Origin of the sequence: Paenibacillus piscarius (assembly GCF_022234545.1) — a bacterium.
Classification (GTDB): domain Bacteria; phylum Bacillota; class Bacilli; order Paenibacillales; family Paenibacillaceae; genus Paenibacillus_AQ; species Paenibacillus_AQ piscarius.
In genome coordinates this window covers 45,572-62,500 of record NZ_JAIEUI010000015.1, presented here as the reverse complement: position 1 = coordinate 62,500, position 16,929 = coordinate 45,572, and the positions used below count along the sequence as shown (strand labels likewise).

The 16,929-nt window shown below is 53.6% G+C and carries 16 protein-coding genes; 15 read left to right on the top strand and 1 reads right to left on the bottom strand.

Annotated features, from left to right (window positions below):
- The first annotated feature begins 16 nt into the window (after positions 1-16).
- The 3 genes from K1558_RS21575 to K1558_RS21565 all read left to right on the top strand — a co-directional run bounded on the left by K1558_RS21575 (position 17) and on the right by K1558_RS21565 (position 3,746).
- Positions 17-751: a ClpP family protease gene (locus K1558_RS21575; RefSeq protein WP_238653868.1), complete on the top strand. Its 735-nt coding sequence runs from the start codon at positions 17-19 to the stop codon at positions 749-751.
- Complete coding sequence (locus K1558_RS21570) at positions 748-960, top strand: YlzJ-like family protein (protein ID WP_238653736.1); 213 nt, start codon at positions 748-750, stop codon at positions 958-960. Before K1558_RS21575 ends, K1558_RS21570 begins: the two co-directional genes overlap by 4 nt.
- Before the next feature lie 101 nt (positions 961-1,061).
- On the top strand, positions 1,062-3,746 hold the full coding sequence (locus tag K1558_RS21565; RefSeq protein ID WP_238653735.1) for an FtsK/SpoIIIE family DNA translocase: 2,685 nt from the start codon (positions 1,062-1,064) through the stop codon (positions 3,744-3,746).
- Positions 3,747-3,816: 70 nt separating this feature from the next.
- Here K1558_RS21565 and K1558_RS21560 read toward each other — a convergent pair whose 3' ends face one another.
- Complete coding sequence (locus tag K1558_RS21560; RefSeq protein WP_238653734.1) at positions 3,817-5,793, bottom strand: AraC family transcriptional regulator; 1,977 nt, start codon at positions 5,791-5,793, stop codon at positions 3,817-3,819.
- Between the two features lie 170 nt (positions 5,794-5,963).
- On the opposite strand from K1558_RS21560, the gene sleB reads away from it, so the two are divergent.
- The 12 genes from sleB to recA all read left to right on the top strand — a co-directional run bounded on the left by sleB (position 5,964) and on the right by recA (position 16,902).
- A complete protein-coding gene (gene sleB, locus K1558_RS21555) occupies positions 5,964-6,815 on the top strand; it encodes a spore cortex-lytic enzyme (RefSeq protein WP_238653733.1) in 852 nt (283 codons plus the stop codon).
- A 234-nt stretch (positions 6,816-7,049) separates the two neighbouring features.
- Positions 7,050-8,291: an EF-P 5-aminopentanol modification-associated protein YfmF gene (gene yfmF, locus K1558_RS21550; RefSeq protein ID WP_238653867.1), complete on the top strand. Its 1,242-nt coding sequence runs from the start codon at positions 7,050-7,052 to the stop codon at positions 8,289-8,291.
- Between the two features lie 2 nt (positions 8,292-8,293).
- A complete protein-coding gene (gene yfmH, locus K1558_RS21545) occupies positions 8,294-9,577 on the top strand; it encodes an EF-P 5-aminopentanol modification-associated protein YfmH (RefSeq protein WP_238653732.1) in 1,284 nt (427 codons plus the stop codon).
- Entirely contained in the window at positions 9,574-10,341 is a 768-nt protein-coding gene (gene ymfI / locus K1558_RS21540) for an elongation factor P 5-aminopentanone reductase (RefSeq protein WP_238653731.1), read from the top strand. Before yfmH ends, ymfI begins: the two co-directional genes overlap by 4 nt.
- A 103-nt stretch (positions 10,342-10,444) precedes the next feature.
- On the top strand, positions 10,445-10,705 hold the full coding sequence (locus K1558_RS21535; RefSeq protein WP_238653730.1) for a DUF3243 domain-containing protein: 261 nt from the start codon (positions 10,445-10,447) through the stop codon (positions 10,703-10,705).
- 146 nt (positions 10,706-10,851) lie between these two features.
- Complete coding sequence (locus K1558_RS21530) at positions 10,852-11,619, top strand: DUF3388 domain-containing protein (RefSeq protein WP_238653729.1); 768 nt, start codon at positions 10,852-10,854, stop codon at positions 11,617-11,619.
- Positions 11,620-11,646: 27 nt separating this feature from the next.
- The gene (locus tag K1558_RS21525) at positions 11,647-12,600 is read left to right on the top strand and encodes a RodZ domain-containing protein (RefSeq protein ID WP_238653728.1); all 954 of its coding nucleotides are present in this window, start codon (positions 11,647-11,649) and stop codon (positions 12,598-12,600) included.
- An 83-nt stretch (positions 12,601-12,683) separates the two neighbouring features.
- Positions 12,684-12,845 carry a hypothetical protein gene (locus K1558_RS21520; RefSeq protein WP_238653727.1) on the top strand — a complete coding sequence of 54 codons (162 nt, stop codon included), beginning with the start codon at positions 12,684-12,686 and terminating at the stop codon, positions 12,843-12,845.
- Positions 12,846-12,983: 138 nt separating this feature from the next.
- Positions 12,984-13,475, top strand: coding sequence for a YajQ family cyclic di-GMP-binding protein (locus K1558_RS21515; RefSeq protein ID WP_238653726.1), 492 nt, complete (start codon positions 12,984-12,986; stop codon positions 13,473-13,475).
- Positions 13,476-13,624: 149 nt separating this feature from the next.
- Positions 13,625-14,203, top strand: coding sequence for a CDP-diacylglycerol--glycerol-3-phosphate 3-phosphatidyltransferase (pgsA, locus tag K1558_RS21510; protein ID WP_238653725.1), 579 nt, complete (start codon positions 13,625-13,627; stop codon positions 14,201-14,203).
- A 104-nt stretch (positions 14,204-14,307) separates the two neighbouring features.
- A complete protein-coding gene (locus K1558_RS21505) occupies positions 14,308-15,597 on the top strand; it encodes a competence/damage-inducible protein A (RefSeq protein WP_238653724.1) in 1,290 nt (429 codons plus the stop codon).
- A 240-nt stretch (positions 15,598-15,837) separates the two neighbouring features.
- Complete coding sequence (recA, locus tag K1558_RS21500) at positions 15,838-16,902, top strand: recombinase RecA (RefSeq protein ID WP_274528694.1); 1,065 nt, start codon at positions 15,838-15,840, stop codon at positions 16,900-16,902.
- The last annotated feature ends 27 nt before the right edge of the window (positions 16,903-16,929 follow it).

Genomic DNA, 16,929 nt, shown 5'->3' with positions numbered 1-16,929 from the left:
AAACAATGAAGAGCCCATGCCGGGCGTGAGCAAGCCGGCGGTCAGCGAGCCGGTGCCGCCCGGTCCGGTAGGGGTGCTGAAGGAGCTGGGACAGACGGCGGTGCCTGCCGGTGAGCCGGATATCTTCTGCATGACGATTATCGGCCAGATTGAAGGACATTTCGTCCTGCCGCCGCATAACAAGACAACGAAATATGAGCACATCATCCCCCAGTTAGTTGCTGCTGAGCAGAATAAAATGATTAAAGGGCTGCTGATCATTCTGAATACGGTCGGCGGGGATGTTGAGGCGGGACTGGCGATTGCCGAGATGATTGCTTCTCTGTCTAAACCTACGGTAACGGTGGTCATCGGCGGCGGGCACAGCATCGGTGTGCCGATTGCGGTGGCTTCAACCTACTCCATTATTGCCGAGAGTGCAACGATGACCATTCACCCGATCCGGATGAACGGCCTGGTGATCGGGGTTCCGCAGACCTTCGAGTACATGGAACGGATGCAGGAGCGGATGGTCAAGTTCGTCACCTCCCATTCCCGGATTACCGAGTCACAGTTCAAAGACCTGATGTTCAAAACCGGAGAGCTGAACCGGGACATCGGGACTGCTGTTGGCGGAGCGGATGCGGTCAGATACGGGCTGATGGACGAGGTGGGCGGCATCGGAGCCGCGCTGGCCCATTTGAACCGGATGATTGCTGCTGCTCCTCAGCCTATGGGGGGTACGGTGGTGAAGGGCGGGCTGCCCCAGTGACCTTTTATACGGTATTGCCTATGGAGCAAATCTTTGAAGGCGCGCTGACCTACGCCCAGCCCATGCAGGAGATCAGCCTGCAGGGAATGCTGCTTCAGGTTGAACCGCTGGGCGGAGGACAGGCGAAGGTAGTCCGGCTGCTGCATGGCCCGCTGGACAAATATCTGGATGCGGCGTATTCCCCGGGAGCCATTATTCAGATCGAATGAGTTTTTGCGGATAAACCCCCGAAAGATGCATTTTCTGACAAAAGAGAACATAGGTACGCCACGCCATTATATGGTATAATATTGACTCGGGGGTGGCTGGCGTGGCTAAACGGAGAAAGAAAAAGAAAAAAGCGCTGCTGGGCAGTGTTTTGAAATATGAAATCTACGGAATTCTGCTGATTACGATTTCCGTCATTGCGCTGTCCGGGGAAGCTGCCGTTGGACGTTCCCTGTCCAGTATGGCAGGCTATTTGCTCGGCAGATTCTATTTCGTGCTGCCGCTGGCAGGAATGTTCTATGGGCTTATGGTAATGATTCACCGGAAATGGCCCTCTTCCTGGAACAGCCGCTATACCGGCGGGGTGCTGCTGCTGCTGTCTATGTGCCTCATGAGCACGATCTCAGCCATGCAGCAGAAGCTGGGGCCGCTTGATATGTTGCATCCGGGCAATGTGCTGGCACAAATACATAATGATCTGTCAGGGGCGCTGTCCCCCGGTGCCGGCGACAGCAGCGTCTACATGCTGGGCAAGGATATCAGCGGCGGTTACACCGGTGCCTTGGTGTATGCCGCGCTTCTGTGGCTGTTCGGCAACCTGGGTGCGAAGCTGCTGATGATTGTACTCTTGGCCATCAGCTTCATGCTGATTACCAATCTGTCGTACGTGGAACTGTTCACTCTGCTCCGGGTGAGGGCAGTCAAGCTGGTGGAGGGAATTAAGCTCAGGGCGGCCAACCGTCCGGCGGCCGTTCCGGTGGTCAGCAGACCGCGCAGAACGCCCCGCAGTGCTGCACCGGAGCCGGCCGATGATGAGGACTACTTCGAAGAAACGGAGGAATCCGGCCAGCAGCTCCCGAGCCGCGGCCGCTCGAGTCTGCTTAGCAGAGTATCAGGCTGGTTCAGCGGGAATGCTGCTGCGCGGAATGACCATCAGCCGGAGCTGGACGATGAAGAGGCGGCGGTACCGGATATCATAATCACCGACCCCCGCAGCGGGCCGGTCATCTCGGGTTTCGCAGCGGGCAATGATCTGCCGCCGGAGGACTTCTATGAAGAGGACTTCCCGGATGAGGAGCTGGAGCCTGTTACGCCGATCATCCGTGATTTCTTCCAGCATATCCGCGCCGAAGGGCTGAATGCTGAGGACCGGGAAGAATGGAGCGAGTTCTCGCCCGCAGCCCGCAGCGGTGCAGCTGCAGGGAACGGTGAGAGTGCTGTACAGGGGGCTGGCCTGAACGCAACCGAGCTTACGGACGCTGGACAGGATGTATCTCCTGTAGACCTGGACGGGCTGCTGGATTCAGCAGAGAACGGGGAAGCAGTTCCCGTGCTTCCAGCCGCACCGCCGCCTCCTCCGCCCAAGCCGTACAAGCTGCCGTCCTTCCGTCTGCTATCCAAGCCTAGCAGCGGGGCGAAGGCGGGGGACCAGAATGACTACATGCAGACCGCACGCAAGCTGGAAGCTACACTGGAGAGCTTCGGTGTAAGGGCTAAGGTGCTGGAGGTGGTCCGCGGACCGGCAGTTACACGGTATGAGATTCAACCCGATATCGGGGTGAAGGTCAGCCGCATTGTCAATCTGACCGATGATATTGCGCTGGCGCTGGCTGCCAAGGATATCCGCATGGAAGCGCCGATTCCCGGCAAATCCGCGATCGGGATCGAGGTTCCGAATTCAGAGGTCTCGGTGGTCACGATGCGGGAAGTAATGGAGACGCAGATCTTTCAAGAAGCGGAGTCGCGGCTGTCGATCGCCTTCGGCCGGGATATCTCGGGCCAGACAATCATCGGCAATCTGGCGAAGATGCCCCATCTGCTCGTAGCCGGAGCGACCGGCTCCGGGAAGTCAGTTTGTATTAACGGCATTATTACAAGTATTCTCTATAAGGCTAAGCCGAATGAAGTGAAATTCCTTATGGTCGACCCCAAGATGGTCGAGCTGAATGTCTACAACGGCATTCCGCATCTGCTGGCGCCGGTCGTAACTGATCCGAAGCGGGCCAGCCTGGCCTTGAAGAAGATCGTGGTGGAGATGGAGAAGCGCTACGAGCTGTTCTCCAAATCGGGCACACGCAATATGGAAGGCTATAACAGCTTGATGAAAGACAATCCGGCAGCTATTCTGCCTTACATTGTTGTCATTGTGGACGAGCTGGCTGATCTGATGATGGTTGCGGCGAATGATGTGGAGGATGCGATCTGCCGGCTGGCCCAGATGGCGCGGGCGGCGGGAATCCATCTGATTATCGCCACACAGCGCCCTTCGGTAGACGTTATTACCGGGCTGATCAAGGCCAATATTCCTTCCCGCATAGCCTTTGGCGTATCGTCGAACGTCGATTCCCGGACCATCCTTGATATGCCGGGTGCCGAGAAGCTGCTTGGACGCGGCGATATGCTGTTCCTGCCGATGGGGGCCTCCAAGCCGATCCGTGTCCAGGGCGCGTTCATGAGCGATCAGGAGGTCGAGACGATCGTCCAGTTCGTCAGCAGCCAGGGAGAGGCGGATTATGATGAATCCCTTGTGCCGGAAGTCGATGATACCCAGGCCGAGGATCAGGAGCCGCAGGATGAATTATACGATCAGGCGGTCCAGATTGTACTGGAAGCCAAGCAGGCTTCAGTATCCCTGATCCAGCGGCGGATGCGCGTCGGGTATACCCGCGCTGCGCGTCTGATTGATGCTATGGAAGCCAGAGGTGTGATTGGCCCTTATGAGGGCAGCAAGCCGCGTGAGGTACTAATGTCGCTGGAGCAATACCAGCATAGCAGACTCAGTTCATAAGCAGCAAAAAGCTGTCCCGCAAGCCGTAATTGGCTGCATGGGACAGCTTTTGTTTTGAAGGAGTACAGTATCACTTCACCCGTGGTGCTGCAAGTAAACGCTCAACAATGAAATTAAGCTGTGCGTTCAAAGAATAGATATCGCTGTAATAGGATAATCCGAAGTCCATATTTATGAGACGTCCTTCTTTGACTGCGGGGATGCTGTTCCAGAGCGGGTCCCCAGTCAGATCAGCCATCCCGTCATAGGAGGAACGGAAGATATAATCCCCGCTGTAATCAGCAAGAACTTCAAAGGAGATGGAGTCGCCTTCAGCCTCGGTCTCGCTATCGATTTTGGCCTGGAGCAGCTCTGGCGCCTTCATTCCGAGATATTCGTAAATGACCTGCGAACCCCGGCCGTATTGTTTGCTCATAGCCACGACCATGTGGCGCTTTGCGCCGCCTTCCATGATGGAGACCGTCGAGCCGAGAATTCCCGCATCTTGGAGCTTCTGCTTGCTCTCCTCCACCTTGGAATTGAAGTTGCTCAGGAGAGTGGCCGCCTCGTCTTCCTTGCCGAAGATATGTCCGATGAATCCGACCCGCTCTTCCGTCGTCATTTGCTCATAAGGAACCAGAACCGTTGGTGCGATACTGTGCAGCGCTTCGTAGGTTTCTTCGGAAGGAACAATGATCAGATCAGGGTTCAGCGACAGGATTACCTCCGGATTAGCCTCGAACCAGGTGCCCAGTTTCTGCACTTCCTTCAATTCCTCCTCGAAGGCAGCACCTTCGGATACGTCCGACACGCCGATAGGTTTAATGCCCAGTGCCAGAACATCGCCCAGCAAGTAGAGCACCACGACCCGCTGAGGATTGGTGGGCACCTCAATGTCTCCCTTTACCGTAGTGATTGTCCGGGTCTGTGACTCGGCCGCAGTGTTGTCTGGAGATGGGGTGGCGATTGCAGCGGCACCAGGAGAAGAGGCCGGTGAGGGGCTGGTGTTGCCCGCTGAGTTAGAGCCAGTAGTACCTGAGGAACAGGCACTTAATACTATGGTGAAGCATAACAACAAGGTTAACAGTAGAGATGGCTTAGCTGTTGTGAACATGGATGACGCTCCTTTAAGATTATATTGATAATGATTATCATCATCAATATATCGGAGAGTGTCTTCACGGGCAATGTCATATACAGACAGAGCAGATGGCATATCCCGCCACAAGGGAGCGGCCTGCACAGAATTTTTGTACCTCACCGGCGAGCTTCCGAAGTGCTTCTTGAACATTTTGCCAAAAGAATATGCATCCGGGTACCCCACAGCAGACGCAATATCATGCAGTGTGGTTTCTGTGCCCAGCAGCAGCTCACGGGCCTTATCCATGCGAATCTGCAACAGATATTGGGCAGGGCTGGTCTTAAGCCGCATGCGGAATAATCTCGATAAAGTCCTCGGGCTTGTGCCCAGAGTCTCGGCAAGTGTATCCAGTGTGAACGGCCTGCTGTAAGAATGGTGCATATACCGTACGGCCTGGTCAAGTACATCTGCTCTAAGCGGCTGCAGCTCCTGTCCCTGCATTTGATGAAGCAGCTCATGGACCCACTGATAGAACAGGGCTTTGACATGCAGATGCTCCAGGGCATGGCGTGTCTGCCAATCATTATACATCTGGTCCAGAATCTCATACAGTGGCAGGGGATGAGCCGGAACGAAGTGATAGGTTCCGGTAAAAGGCCTGCTCCGTTCCAAAAGCGCCGTTAGGCTTCGCCGGGCAGGCAAGGTTAACGCAGAGCGGTACATAATAAGGTAATAATCCAATATTTCCTGTGTTTTCAGCAATTGGATCATGGTGCCTTTGCCCCCGTGAAAGACACTTGCGCCTCTAATTTCATACGGGCTGTCATCTATAAGCAAACTTGCGCTGCCGCGAACGATATACAGGTATGTACTAGCCGGAAGACGGTACTTCAACGGAGGTTGTCCGGCACTGAATGAGGCTTTGCGGATATCAATAACTTCTACAGTAGCATGGTTCCACAGCACGATATGATCCTTAAAATCCATGATTCTTCTCAGCTCCTGTTGATTCATAACTCAAGTATATTTGATAATCATTCTCAGTTGCAATGCATTTACGACTTTCCCTGTTTTGCGGTCATGCATAGGAAGTCCTGCCAGTCGTCATAATAACCTTAGCTATTCATGCAGACCTCCAAGAGAAAGGTAGAGCGAACATGACCAAACATAAGCAATGGATGATTGCCGTATTGACTCTTGCACTGGCAGCCGTACCGTTTGCGGGCGTTAGCTTACAAGACCGGGACCGGCTGTATGCCGAGCCGGCCCAGCATTCATCGCCGGCAGCGGAATACCCGGGGGCTGAGGGAGAGGCCATGCCTGTCTTTGGAACAACCCCGCTGAAGCTGGGGTCCTCCGGTCAGGATGTCTATGAGCTGCAGGGAAGACTGAAGCATCTCGGTTTTTTTGACGGTAAAATTGACAGCCAGTTCGGAACCAAAACCAAAAATGCCGTTACCTGGTTTCAGTGGAAGTTCGGCCTGAAATCCGACGGTGTGGTCGGGGCCAAAACCAAGCTCAAGCTATACAATGCTACGAAGGCCTGGAAGCCGACCGAGCCTAAGACGTCTACTGCCCAGAAGAATACCCAGGGAAGCTCCGATGCAGCCAAGACGAACACGGCCGGGCTGTCGTCCGGCAATACGATGGGGCTCTCCGAGAATGATCTGAAGATCATGGCAAACGCGGTATACGGGGAATCACGCGGGGAGCCTTTTGAGGGACAGGTGGCGGTAGCGGCGGTTATTCTCAACCGTGTGAAATCGCCCAGCTTTCCGAACACCCCATCCGGGGTCATCTTCCAGCCGGGCGCCTTCACTGCGGTAGCCGACGGGCAGATCTATCTGGAGCCTAACGAGCAGGCACGCAAGGCGGTACAGCAGGCACTGAACGGCTGGGACCCTTCAGGCGGCTGTATCTATTACTTTAACCCGAAGACAGCGACCTCCAAATGGATCTGGTCCCGTCCGCAGGTGAAGACCATCGGGCAGCATATTTTCTGCATGTAACAGCGGGCGTACAGGTCTGAGAGCTTCCCTGGAAGCGCCCTGTATAGAATCATGGCTAAGAGCAACCGGATGCCGTCCTCCGGTTGCTTCCTTACTTTGGAATGGTTTAGAATGGATAATACTTCATACACTTGATATACAGCAGTGAAATACAGCATCTATCCAGCCGTAATGGGCCGTAAAGGAGTTTTGGAATTGACAAATAACGGATTTCACCACGGCAGCGCCGCCGGTATGCGTATTCATGTCCTGCCGACCAAAGCGTTCAAGACATTCGCCATTTCACTATATGCCGGCGTTCCGCTTGAAGAGAGTACAGTAACAGCTACAGCGCTGGTCCCTTTTGTCCTTCGCCGGGGGACGGCTTCTTACCCTGAGACCACCCAGTTCCGTGAACGACTGGAGGAGCTGTACGGGGCAGGCTTCGGCTTTGATATTTACAAGCGAGGGGATTATCAGATTGTCCAGTTCCGGATGGACACGATTAATGATTCTTTTGTACAGAGCAAGGATAGCCTGCTGGAAGAGTCCTTTGCTTTTCTGGGAGAGGTGCTTACCCGCCCTCTGATGGAAGCCGGAAGCTTCCGCGCTTCTTATGTGGCTACCGAACGCGAGACGATCCGCAAGAAGCTGGAGGCCATTGTCAACGATAAAATCCGCTATGCGGCCGAGCGCTGCATCGAAGAAATGTGCCGTTACGAGCCCTACCGTCTGCATCCGCTGGGCCAAAGGGCCGATCTGGATGGCATTACACCGGAATCACTCTACAAGACCTATCAATCCTGGCTGAACGGTGCCATCCTGGACCTATATGTGGTTGGTGACACCACGCCTGAGGAAGTGGAGAAGCTGGTAACGGCCCACTTTGGGGGTGAACGCCATGCAGCACCGGCGCCGTATGCTTCGGACTTCAAGCCTGTGAAGGTGGACGAAGTGCGGACCGTGGAGGAGAAGCTGGATGTCAATCAGGGCAAGCTGAATATGGGCCTGCGCACCTCAATCACTTATAAAGATGACAGTTACGCTGCTGCGTTAATGTACAATGGCATACTCGGCGGATATCCGCATTCCAAGCTGTTCGTCAATGTGCGGGAGAAGGAGAGCCTGGCGTATTACGCTTCTTCCCGGTATGACGGGCATAAAGGGATCGGCACGATCCAGTCCGGTATCGAGAGCCAGAACTACGGTAAGGCGGTGGACATTATCCGCAAGCAGCTGGATGAGCTGCGGGCCGGCAGCATCAGCGAGCTTGAGCTTAGCCAGACCAAAGCGATGATCCGCAACCTGCTCTCGGAGATTCAGGATTCCGCGTTTGAGCTGATCTCCTTCGATTTCAACCGGCAGCTGTCCGGCAAAGACCGTTCTGCTGAAGAGCTGATGGAGCAGGTGGAGCGCACCGGTGCGGCAGAGGTCAAGGCGGCGGCGGAGACATTCCAGCTGGATACGATTTATTTCCTGACAGGGAAGGGGGAATAACGGTGCGCAAACTCCATTACGAAAGACTGCAAGAGACACTGTATCACGAGGTTATGGACAACGGCCTGCAGGTGTATGTGCTGCCGAAGCCGGCCTTCCGCAAAGCCTATGCTACCTTCGCCACCAAATACGGTTCTGTAGATAATCACTTTAAGGTGGCCGGCGGGGAAGAGATCAGGGTGCCAGACGGGATCGCCCACTTCCTGGAGCACAAAATGTTCGAGGAGCCGGAGGGCGACATTTTTGCTACCTTTGCCTCGAACGGCGCTTCCGCAAATGCCTTCACAAGCTTTGATCAGACCGTATACCTCTTCTCGGCTACGGAGAATATTGAGACGAATCTCAGCACCCTGGTTGATTTCGTGCAGCGGCCCTATTTCACCGATGAGAATGTGGAGAAGGAGAAGGGGATCATCGGCCAGGAGATCAATATGTATGCCGATAATCCCGACTGGCGGGTCTATTTCGGTCTGATTGAAGCGATGTATGCCACCCATCCGGTCCATATCGATATTGCCGGCACCATCGAGTCCATCTCGACCATCACCAAGGAAACGCTGTACACCTGCTACAATGCCTTTTACCATCCCAGCAATATGCTGCTGTTTGTGGTCGGCGGTGTTGATCCTGAGCAGGTCTTTGAACTGATCCGCAACAATCAGAAGGGGAAAAGCTATGAGCCGCAGGGTGAAATCACCCGCATGTTCGACCGGGAGCCGGATGAGGTTGCCTCGAAGCATGTGGAGAGCAGACTGGCTGTCTCCATCCCCAAGATGATGTTCGGGTTCAAGGAGAAGGTGGATGGCCTGAGCGGAGAGGCGGCAGTGCGCCGGGATCTGACTACCAAGCTGATGCTGGATCTGCTGCTCGGCAGCAGCACGCCGCTATATCAGAAGCTCTACGATGAAGATCTGATCTCCGACAGCTTCGGTCATGAATTCAACAGCTCTCCGCAATATGCATTCTCGGCCATCGGCGGCGATACCAGAGATCCGGGACTGCTGCTTGAACGGATCAAGGAGGAAGTCGGCCATATTCTGGAGACGGGCTTCGCGGAGAAGGATTTCGAGCGGGCCCGCAAAAAGAAAATCGGCGGCTATCTCCGTATGCTGAATTCGCCGGAGACCATCGCCCATGAATTCACGCGTTACCAGTTCCACGGCGGAGATCTGTTCGAAGTGCTTCCCCTGTACGAATCGATTACGCTGGAAGAGGTGAATAACCGGCTGCGCGACCATGTGAAGTGGGAACAGCTGGCGGTGTCGCTTGTGGTGAGCCCTGAATGATGCTGCCGGGAGAGGACAGCAAGCCGATTGGGGAGATGACAGTGCTCATAACCGGGGGCAGCGGGGGAATCGGCGGGGCAATCGCCGAGCGTTTTGCTTCGGTCGGGATGAACATTGTTATTCATTATATGAATTCGCACGAAGCGGCGAATGATGTGGCCCGGCGCTGTATGGCGCTGGGAGCGAAGGTAATGACCGTAGCCGCAGATATGAAGGACCGCAGCCAGCTTGTGCGCATGGCCGAGAGGCTGGAGAGCAGCGGCATGATGCCGGACATTCTCGTCAATAACGCCGGAAAAGCCCATTATGGGATGCTGGCCGATGTGACAGAGGAGGAGTGGGACGAGATTATGGCGGTGAATCTGAAGGGTACCTTCCTGTGCAGCCAGATTTTCATGCCTTATATGATCTCCCAGCGTTACGGGCGGATTATTAATGTCTCTTCCGTATGGGGAATTTCCGGCGCCTCCTGCGAAGTGGCCTATTCGGCCAGCAAGGGGGGAGTGAATGCGTTCACCAAGGCGCTGGCTAAGGAGCTGGCCCCCTCGAAGGTTACTGTGAATGCAGTAGCGCCCGGAGCGGTGCAGACCGCTATGCTGGCCAATCTGCACGCAGACGAGGTGAAGATGCTGGAGGAGGAGATTCCTGCCGGGCGGCTCGCTTCGCCTGAAGAGATTTCGTCACTGGTCTATTTTCTGGCACTGCCCGAATCGGGGTATATCACCGGGCAGATCATCAGTCCGAACGGCGGCTGGATTACCTAAGCGCGCTGGAGAAATGCTCCAGCATAAGAATTTCCGGCTTGAGACATATTATAACTGTTGCTTCTAAATCTCAAAATCATCACAACCCCGAGGAGGATTTAAGATGTCAACAGATTCTGTAGTGAAGAACTTTGATACCTGGAAAAGCTTTTTGGGAGACCGGGTCATTCAGGCGGAAAAAATGGGGATGAGCGACGAGACCATCACCAAGCTGGCTTTTGAAATCGGGGAATTCCTCGACAAGAAGGTCGATCCGGGCAACTATTCCAACCGGGCCATCAAAGAGCTGTGGGATGTCGGAACGGATGACGAGAAGCATACCATTGCCGCACTCATGGTCAAACTGGCGAAGAAAAACGCATAGGTATGCGGAACAAGCTCCCCTCGCGGGAGCTTTTCTGCAATTATTACAATCGTGTCCTTGCCTTTCAATTTTTTTTTATATATCATTAACATGACCCGTGTATAGAGAACGACATGCAGGGAAAAGGAATCTATGAGGTGCGCAAAGTGGAATATAAACAATGGTATATGGAGTATAAGATACATAAGAACCGACCCGGTCTGCTTGGCGATATCGCTTCCATGCTGGGGATGCTGGAAGTCAACATTCTGACCATTAACGGTGTGGAGGGCAAGACCCGCGGAATGCTGCTGGAGACCAGTGACGACGATAAAATCATGCTGATGGGCGAGATGCTCAAGAAAGTGGATAATATAACGGTCACAGCTCTGCGTACACCCCGGCTGGTGGACCGTCTGGCTGTCCGTCATGGACGATATATAGACCGCGACTCTGATGACCGCAAGACCTTCCGTTTCACCCGGGATGAACTCGGGCTGCTGGTTGATTTTCTTGGAGAATTGTTTAAGAGGGACGGTAATCAGGTTATAGGACTACGAGGTATGCCCCGTGTAGGGAAGACGGAATCAATTATTGCCGGCAGCGTCTGCGCGATGAAGCGCTGGACGTTTGTTTCGTCGACGCTTCTGCGGCAGACGGTCCGCAGCCAGCTGGCCGAAGATGAGATGAACCCGCATAATGTCTTTATCATTGACGGGATTGTCAGTACGATCCGCTCCAATGAGAAGCACTATAACCTGCTGCAGAATGTCATGAGTATGCCAAGCACCAAGGTGATTGAGCATCCGGATATTTTTGTGCGTGAATCCGAGTATACGTTTGATGACTTCGATATCATTATCGAGCTGCGCAACGCGCCGAATGAAGAGATATTGTACGAGTCGTTTACGACAAGCTACAGTGATGATCTTTAATATATTCTCAATCTGGGAGGTGATGGTATGTCGGAACTGGGCCGGCATTTGAAAGAGGCACGTCTGCAAAAAGGGATGAGTCTTGATGATGTCCAGGAAGTAACAAAGATCCGCAAAAAATATTTGGAGGCCATCGAAGCAGGTGATTATAAAGTGCTTCCCGGCAGCTTCTATGTCCGGGCCTTTATCAAAACCTATGCAGAGGCAGTAGGGGTTAACCCCGATGAGTTAATGGAGGAGCATGGCAATGTTCCGGCAGCTCCTGTAGATACCACCATGGAGACTGTGATTCAGAAGCGCAGCCGCAAGCCGGAGACGCAGCGCAATCCCAAGTGGCTGCCCACCTTGCTCATGTGGACATTCCCTGTGCTGATCCTGGTGGTCATCTATTTATATGCATCTTCAACGATGAATGACTCGGAGCCGGAAAAGGCCGATAACGGCAGCCTGACTACGGCAACGCAAGACCCGTCCAAGGTTCAGGCTTCGCCAACGGCGGCAGGCGGCGGAGCTGTACCGGCAGCAACGAATGAGCCTGCTTCAAGCGATGGAGGAGCCTCTCCGACGGCAGCTCCTTCTGCAACACCGGAGCCGTCTCCATCTCCGTCACCGTCTACCGGATCGGTTACCGTTACCCAGGACCGCAAATCGGGCAAGACTACCATTTACAAGGTCTCCGCGCCTGCCGGCAGCCAGGTTCAGGTAGAGATTGCCGCTTCCGGGGTCAGCTGGCTTGAGGTGTATAAGGGAGAGAATTCTAAGGGGGAGAAGCTCAGCTTCGGGAACACCAAGGCCGGAGATACCATGAGCTTTACCTTAGACAGTGAAGGAATGTACATCAAGTCAGGATATTCACCGGCTACAGCCATTACCGTGAATGGACAGGCAATTACCGACGGCAAGACTTCCTCGCGCCTGCTCCTGGAACTGGACAGCGGTTCGAACGATAATGCTGCTAATGGCAGCACTACCGGAGAATAGCAGCTTCTATGTATAGTCTTTGGCGGATTGGAGAACCTAGAAGTGATTTACAGTTCTTTCGCCAAAGTGAGGTGTATTCTCTCATGACCGTCAGCTGGATTGTAACAGGGCTTGGCATTATTGTCAGCCTCCTCGGGTATTATTTGACACCGAGTGCCTGGGGCTATGGCATACTGGGCTTTGGACTGGCACATGTTCTGCTGGGGATTCTGGATATGTTCCGGGCTCCTGCTCGGAACAGGTAATAGGGAAGTGAGCGTCTCCCGGATCCGGGAGACGTGTTTTTTTGCAGCTAAGACGGCGTTCTCTTTCCAGTATTAGACTTCATAGCCCCTATCTCATATAATAGGTACAGACTAATTGTAGATAAAGGAAGTGGAATCATGAGTTCAGAGAGTTCATTCGATATCGTATCCAAAATGGATATGCAGGAGCTGACCAACGCGGTTCATCAGACGGAGAAGGAGATCGCGAACCGCTTTGACTTCAAGAACAGCAAGAGCAGCCTCAAGCTGGAGAAGGATGCGCTGATCATCACCTCTGAGGACGAGTACAAGCTGAATGCGGTGATAGACATTCTTCAGACCAAGATGGTGAAGCGTGGAATCACGCTCAAGAATATGGATTACGGCAAGGTGGAACCTGCAGCTCTGGGCACAGTGCGCCAGCGTCTGGGTCTGCGTCAGGGGATCGACCAGGATAATGCGAAGAAGATCAATATTCTGATCCGGGACTCCAAGCTCAAGGTCAAGAGCACCATCCAGGGAGATACGATCCGGGTAACCGGCAAAAGCCGCGATGATCTCCAGCAAATCATCCAGCTTCTGCGCAAAGCTGATTTGCCTCTTGACCTGCAGTTTAACAATTTAAAGTAAGCCTATGTACCCCGCAGTGTATACATCCCTTACTTTGCGGGGTGCTTTCTGTTTTTTTGACAGCCAATTGTGGCTATAATATACTAGCTAGGCAGTTTTAAAGAAAAATGTGGAATACCGGATCCGTATGGACTAGGGGAGGAACTTCAGTGAATTTGCCCAACCGCATTACATTAGCGCGTATTTGTCTTATCCCGATTATGATGTTTTTTCTGCTGGTGGATTTCAGCTTCTACCCGGAACCGATCCATTGGGGCTCCTTTCAGCTGTCAGTGAACCATCTGGTCGCGGCGGTGATTTTCCTGCTTGCCGCCAGTACAGACGGAATTGACGGTTACATAGCCAGAAAATATAACATGGTCACCAATCTCGGGAAGCTGCTCGATCCGCTCGCGGACAAGCTGCTGGTCTCGGCTGTTCTGATCTCTCTGGTCGAGCTGGGCAGATGCGACTCCTGGATTGCTATTGTCATTATCAGCCGTGAGTTTGCCGTGACCGGTCTCCGCCAGGTGGCGCTGCTGGAAGGGAAGGTTGTGGCTGCCAGCCAATGGGGGAAGGTTAAGACGGTCATCCAGATCGTCGCTATTTCGCTGCTGCTGCTGAACAACTTCCCGTTCCAGTTCGTCAGCATCCCGGTGGATGATATTGCGATTTGGGCAGCGGCGCTGATTACGATTTATTCAGGCATCGATTACTTTGTCAAGAATAAGGAGCTGCTGGAGTTTTAGAGCTTCTTTGAAGTCACAGCTAATCCGAGAACATAGAACCATCAGTTCAATTTATATAACTTGAACTTCACAGATTTACTACACTCAGGAGGAGAATGCCAGCTATGAAAGCGGAAATTATTGCGGTTGGAACAGAACTTCTACTTGGACAAATCGTGAACAGCAATGCGCAGTTTCTTTCAACAGAGCTGGCGGCGTTAGGCATTGACGTATATTTTCAGACAGTGGTGGGAGATAACAAAAACCGTCTGCTGGAGGCGATTCGGATTGCGCAGAGCCGGGCGGATATTATATTGTTCACAGGCGGGATCGGTCCGACGGAGGATGATCTGACCAAGGACGCCTTGGCGGCGGCCTTAGGCCGCACGCTTCATATCGATCAGCTTGCTATGGATCATGTGCAGCGCTTCTTCGATGACCGCAAGATTGTGATGACGGAGAATAACCGCAAGCAGGCGCTGGTGATTGAAGGGACCACTCCGCTCGCCAACGATATCGGCCTTGCGGTTGGCCTTGCTTATGCTGAAGAGGACAAGTACTACATTGTGCTGCCGGGGCCGCCCCGGGAGATGAAGCCGATGTTCACCGAGAAGGCCAAGCCTTGGCTGCAGCAGCACGCCCTGACGAATGAAATGCCGATCTACTCGAAGATGCTCAAGTTCGCAGGCATCGGCGAATCGCTGCTGGAGGATAAGCTGATCGAGCTGATCCGCAGCCAGAGTGATCCGACCATTGCACCATACGCTAAGGAAGGCGAAGTGACCGTACGGATCTCCACGAAAGCTCCATCCGAACGCGAGGCGATGGTTAAGCTGGATGCGCTGGAGAAGAAGATTGCCGACATTCTGCCGGAGCACCTTTATGCCAACATCGATGTGCCGCTGGAGCAGCTGATTGTCGACTGGATGGCGGATGCCGGACTGACACTGAGCGCCGCCGAGAGCTGCACCGGAGGTCTGCTCATGGAGAGCATCACGAACATACCGGGCAGCGCTTCTATGTTCGCCGGCGGGATTGTCTGTTATTCCAATGACATCAAGAAGAAGCTGCTGAATGTGCCTTCGGCCATGCTGGAAGGCCCCGACGCTCCCGGAGCGGTAAGCCGGGAGGTCGCCGAGGTACTGGCGGAGCAGGTGCGTATGATTGGTGATACAGACTTCGGCTTGTCTGTTACCGGGGTGGCCGGCCCGGGGTATTCAGAGCGCAAGCCGGTCGGTCTTGTGTTTGTGGGGCTGGCAGAGCGGGACTGCAAGACGGAGGTCTATGAGCTGAACCTTAAGGGAACGCGGGAGAATATTCGTCTGCGGACCGTGAAGGCGCTGCTGTACCGCCTATGGCGCCGCCTGGAAGAGCGTAAGGTGTCCACTCCGCTGGATGGCTCGGCCTTGCAATAGCCGCCCGGGCCGTTATATAATTCAGATATGCGGAAGAACCGTGGCTTGAGCAATCATGCTGCGGTTTTTTGTTTATAATTATGGATAAGAATGCTTTCACTGGAAGGAGGCATAATCTTACATTAAAAGGAAGACGGATCCCGGAAGTCAAAAAAAACGAATGTATGTTCTAAAAAATGCTTGGCAAGACCCCAAAAACAAGTTATTATAATACTATAAACAGTGAAGGAAGTGGTCTGATTGTCAGATCGTCGTGCAGCGCTGGAGATGGCGCTTCGTCAAATAGAAAAACAATTCGGTAAAGGTTCGGTTATGAAACTGGGCGAATCGACTCACATGAAAGTGGAAGTTGTACCTAGCGGATCTTTGGCTCTTGATATTGCACTGGGTATTGGCGGACTTCCCAAAGGACGTATTATTGAAGTATATGGACCGGAATCCTCCGGTAAGACAACGGTTGCGCTCCATGCAATCGCCGAAGTACAGAAGCAGGGCGGACAAGCTGCCTTCATCGATGCCGAGCATGCGCTTGATCCGAAGTATGCGAATGCGCTGGGCGTTAACATTGATGAACTGCTTCTCTCTCAGCCGGATACGGGAGAACAGGCTCTTGAGATTGCCGAAGCACTTGTGCGCAGCGGCGCGGTAGACATTATTGTAGTTGACTCAGTTGCTGCCCTGGTACCGAAGGCGGAAATTGAAGGAGATATGGGTGATTCCCACGTCGGTCTGCAGGCCCGCCTGATGTCTCAGGCACTCCGTAAGCTGTCCGGTGCGATTAACAAATCGAATACGATTGCGATCTTCATTAACCAGCTCCGCGAGAAGATCGGCGTTATGTTCGGTAACCCTGAGACTACGCCAGGCGGGCGCGCCCTGAAATTCTACTCTTCAATCCGGCTGGATGTACGCCGTGTAGAGAGCATTAAGATGGGCAATGATGTGGTAGGTAACCGCACGAAGATCAAGGTTGTGAAGAACAAGGTAGCACCTCCGTTCAAGCAAGCGGATGTGGATATCATGTACGGTGAAGGAATCTCCAGAGAGGGAAGCTTGGTCGATATCGGAACCGAGATGGATATCGTCAACAAGAGCGGAGCCTGGTATTCCTATGACGGCGAACGTCTGGGCCAAGGCCGTGAGAACTCCAAGCAGTTCCTGAAGGAACATCAGGATATCGCCCTATTGATCGAGAACAAGATTCGTGAAGCCAGCAACTTATCAACTCTGGTTGCTGCACCGACTGAAGCGGAGGCTGCGGCCGAGCAGGAGGAAGAAGAGAAGCTGCTGCTTGAGATTGAATAGAAGATAAGTTCGAAGAGCGCCCTGTGC